The organism is Candidatus Binatia bacterium (assembly GCA_036382395.1).
Classification (GTDB): domain Bacteria; phylum Desulfobacterota; class Binatia; order HRBIN30; family HRBIN30; genus JAGDMS01.
Map to the genome: position 1 here is coordinate 1 of DASVHW010000221.1, position 3,718 is coordinate 3,718.

The window sequence follows — 3,718 nt, forward strand, 5'->3', positions numbered from 1 at the left end:
GCGGAAGGCGATCATGGAGGAGCGGGCGGACGCGTTCGTGGCGCTGCCGGGCGGATTCGGGACGCTGGAGGAGATGTTCGAGATCATCACGCTCAAGCAATTGCAGCAGCACAACAAGGCGATCGTCTTCCTCAATGCCGCTGGGTACTATGGGCCGCTGGCGGCGGCGCTGGAGCACATGTACGAAGCGCAGTTCGCCAAGCCGGCGTACCGGCAGATGTACAGCATTGCGCCGGACGTAGCGACCGCGATCAAGCACGTGGAGAGCTATCGTCCGGCGGAGTTGCCGTCGAAATGGTTCGTGTCGGGCGCGACGTAATATCGCCGGTGTTACCGAAGTGTGTGCAATCGGCCTTTCGAGGTTGACCGGGGTGCCGGAGGCGGTCAGACTCTCAGCACTCACAATGAAATCATCAGTCTGGCTCGGCGCGGGAATCGTGCTTAGTGGGATCCTGCTCGGATGCGGAACTGGGATTGTCCAGAAATCCGCATATTCCGCTAAGCCCTCACAACTCAATGAAATGGAAGCAGCACCGCGTGCAGGGATGAATCCTGCGATCTCTACCACCACACCGATTGTTTTGAGCCGGCCGACGCGTCCGGCACGGCCGGGTGTGGCTGCCACCGCAAGAATGCTTACCATGTTGCCTACGACATTGCCGCCGGCAGTGGCGGGGACTCCCTATTCATTCGCGCTCACGGCGGTTGGGGGTACACCGCCCTATACGTGGGACGGGGGCGCCTGGACGCCTGTCGATACGAATGGCCTGACGATCAACAAGTCCTCGGGCATAATTTCCGGCACTCCGACCTACACCGGGACGATGCCGCTGATCTTTGAAGTCGTGGACTCCAACGGGGCAGCCTCGACGGTGCAATACGATCTTCGGGTAACCGGAACTGGCAGCAGCGGCACGATCACTGGCTCCCCGCTTTCGGGAATACAAGGGCAGAGCTATACCTGGAATTATGGGGCCTCGCTGGCCGGCATCTATTGTGGGCCGGCAAGTAGATTTCTTGCAGGTGTGGTGCCACCCGGACTCGGCTGGGGATTGAACCCGGTGTACTCTCCGACCCAGCCGTACTCTTTGTATGGCACGCCCGATATCGCCGGGGAATTTACCTTCACCATCTCCTACGCCGAAGTCGCGACCGGGAGCTGTACGCCGACAGCGACGAATGCAGCTACTTTTTCAGTGACGATCGCACCGGCTACCTCGCCGGCCTCGCCGGCAGGTTCGTCCAATTGGACACGGCAGTCAACTGCCGCCGTGGTGGCGCCCACGGCCGGACAATGGGATGGTTTCGCGGTCCGAGCCCCTTCCGTGATCAAAGTCGGCAGTACGTACGTGATGTACTACGAAGGCGAAGATAGCGCCACGCATACCCGACAGATCGGCCGTGCGATTTCCAGCGACGGGCTGAGTTGGACAAAGTCGCCGGCGACCCCAGTGCTCGCAGTCGGTCCCTCTGGCGCCTGGGATTCGGGGGAAGTCCGCTATCCGAGCGTGTTCTACGACGGCACAACGTACCGGATGTGGTATTGGGGCGCGGGCAGCGGATGCGACCTGATGGGCCTGGCAACTTCGAGCGATGGGATTACGTGGACGAGGCCACAGACCGCGTCGGGATTCGGAAGCTGCGACTTCGCCGGCCAGTATGCGCCGGGAGCAGTCATTAAGAACGGGTCAACCTTCATGATGTGGTATTGGGAACCTTTGGGAGAGGCGATTGGGTTGGCGACCTCGGCGGACGGCATTTCCTGGACCAACAGCGGGTTGGTGAACATGCCGGTTGATTTCAATAATGGCGCCGGTTTCTCCCGTCCGGTGGTGGTGCTGGACGGCACTACCTTCCGGATGTGGTTCGCAAGACACTACGGATTCGTAGCTGCGGGAAACGCATCGGGCTTTGACATCTACAAGGCAAACATGGGTTACGCGACATCGAGCGATGGCCTGAACTGGTCCGTGTATCCGGCGAGCGGGGCCACCGTGTTCGGAGCGGGACGGGAGAATGCGTGGGACCATACCGGCGTCGGCGATGCCGCGGTCATCAAAGATGGCACGACGTACAGGATGTGGTACACGGGCGGTCGAATTAATATGCCGTCGCCCGGATACTACGCATTCGTCGAGGGGGCGATCGGCTATGCGGCCATCCCCTGATCCCGGCGTTTGGTTACGTTGACTCATCCATCAACTTGCAATATGCTGCGCCCATCGAGAGCCTGCGGAGAGGTTTCTTGGGCTTGCCACCCCCCAGGGCCGCCCCCCAAGTGAATTGAATCCAGACCGCGCCACGGATTTGAACCCATGCCGATCGACCACATAGGCCGTTACAAAATCGAGGCAGAGCTTGGCAAAGGGGCCATGGGCGTGGTGTACAAGGCCACGGACCCGAACATCGGCCGCACGGTGGCGCTGAAGACCCTGCGCGTGGACGTGAGCGGCATGGAGAGCGAAGAGATGGTGAAGCGCTTTCACGCGGAAGCGCGCAACGCGGGCGTCCTGAACCACGCGCACATCGTCACCATCTACGACGCGCAGGAACTGGAAGGCATCTTCTACATCGCCATGGAGTACATCCAGGGGCAGACCTTGCAGCAGGCGCTCCGGCTGGGCACGCTGCCGGTGGAGAAGGTGATCGATATCACGCGCCAGGTATGCGCGGGCCTGGACTACGCGAGCGCGCGCGGCATCATCCATCGCGACATCAAGCCCGCCAATATCATGATCATGCCCGATGGCACGGTGAAGATCATGGATTTCGGCATCGCCAAGAGCGCGGGGACGGGCATGACGTCCACCGGCCAGGTGCTGGGCACGCCGAACTACATGTCGCCGGAGCAGGTGAAGGGGAAGACGCTGGACGGACGGAGCGACCTGTTCAGCCTGGGCGTGGTGCTGTACGAGATGCTCACGGGCGAGCGCCCGTTTACGGGCGAGAACGTGACCACGATCATCTACAAGATCGTGAACGAACATCCGCCGGCGCCGCGCGATCTGGACGGAACGGTGCCTGCGGGGTTGAGCGCGGTGGTGATGAAGGCGCTGGCCAAGAACCGCGACGAACGCTATCAGAAGGGCGCGGACCTGGCCAGGGACCTGGAGAACCACCAGAAATTCGGCGCCGATGTGGGCCAGATGACGTCGATCCTGAGCGACCAGGCGGTGGTGGCGGCCGTACAGCCGCCGATGCGCGCGACCAGCGGGACGGTCGCAGTGCCGCCGGTTGCGGCAGCTGCACCGATGGCAGCGCCGAAGATTGCGAGCCCGGTCGCGGTCCAGAAGCAAGCCACGCCGCCGAAAAAGGCGCCGGTCGTTGCGAAATCGCAGAAGAGCCCGCTGGCCCTGGCTGGGGCGGCGGTGCTGGCAATTGTGCTGTTGGTTGGAGGCTACGTTGGGCTCAAGATGAAGTCGAAGCCGGCGGAACAGCCGGCGCCGGCCACAACCACGCCCGCGCAGCAGTCCGCGCCCTCCGCGGTTGTTCCGGAAGAGAAGAGACCCGCGGAGACTCCAAGTACAACCGCCGCCACACCCGCAGTTGCAGCGCCGACGACAGGCGAGTTGCGCGTCAGTTCGACACCTCCGGGCGCAAGATTCACCATCGACGGCGGCGCCGAATCGCGGTTCGTCGCGCCGTTTACCCTGCCGAAGCTGAAGGAAGGTCCGCACACGGTGGTTTTGACGCTGGATGGCTACCAGCCAGCAACACG

Annotated in this window: 3 protein-coding genes; all 3 read left to right on the top strand. The window is 62.5% G+C overall.

The genetic code is table 11. The features are described 5' to 3' along the window. Positions 1-319 (top strand): LOG family protein (locus VF515_10190; GenBank protein ID HEX7408003.1); only part of this gene is annotated, 319 nt, incomplete at its 5' end. 322 nt (positions 320-641) lie between these two features. Continuing rightward, positions 642-2,168 (top strand): putative Ig domain-containing protein, encoded by a 1,527-nt coding sequence (locus tag VF515_10195; GenBank protein ID HEX7408004.1) that lies wholly within the window; start codon positions 642-644, stop codon positions 2,166-2,168. A 147-nt stretch (positions 2,169-2,315) separates the two neighbouring features. Continuing rightward, positions 2,316-3,718 (top strand): protein kinase (locus VF515_10200; GenBank protein HEX7408005.1); only part of this gene is annotated, 1,403 nt, incomplete at its 3' end.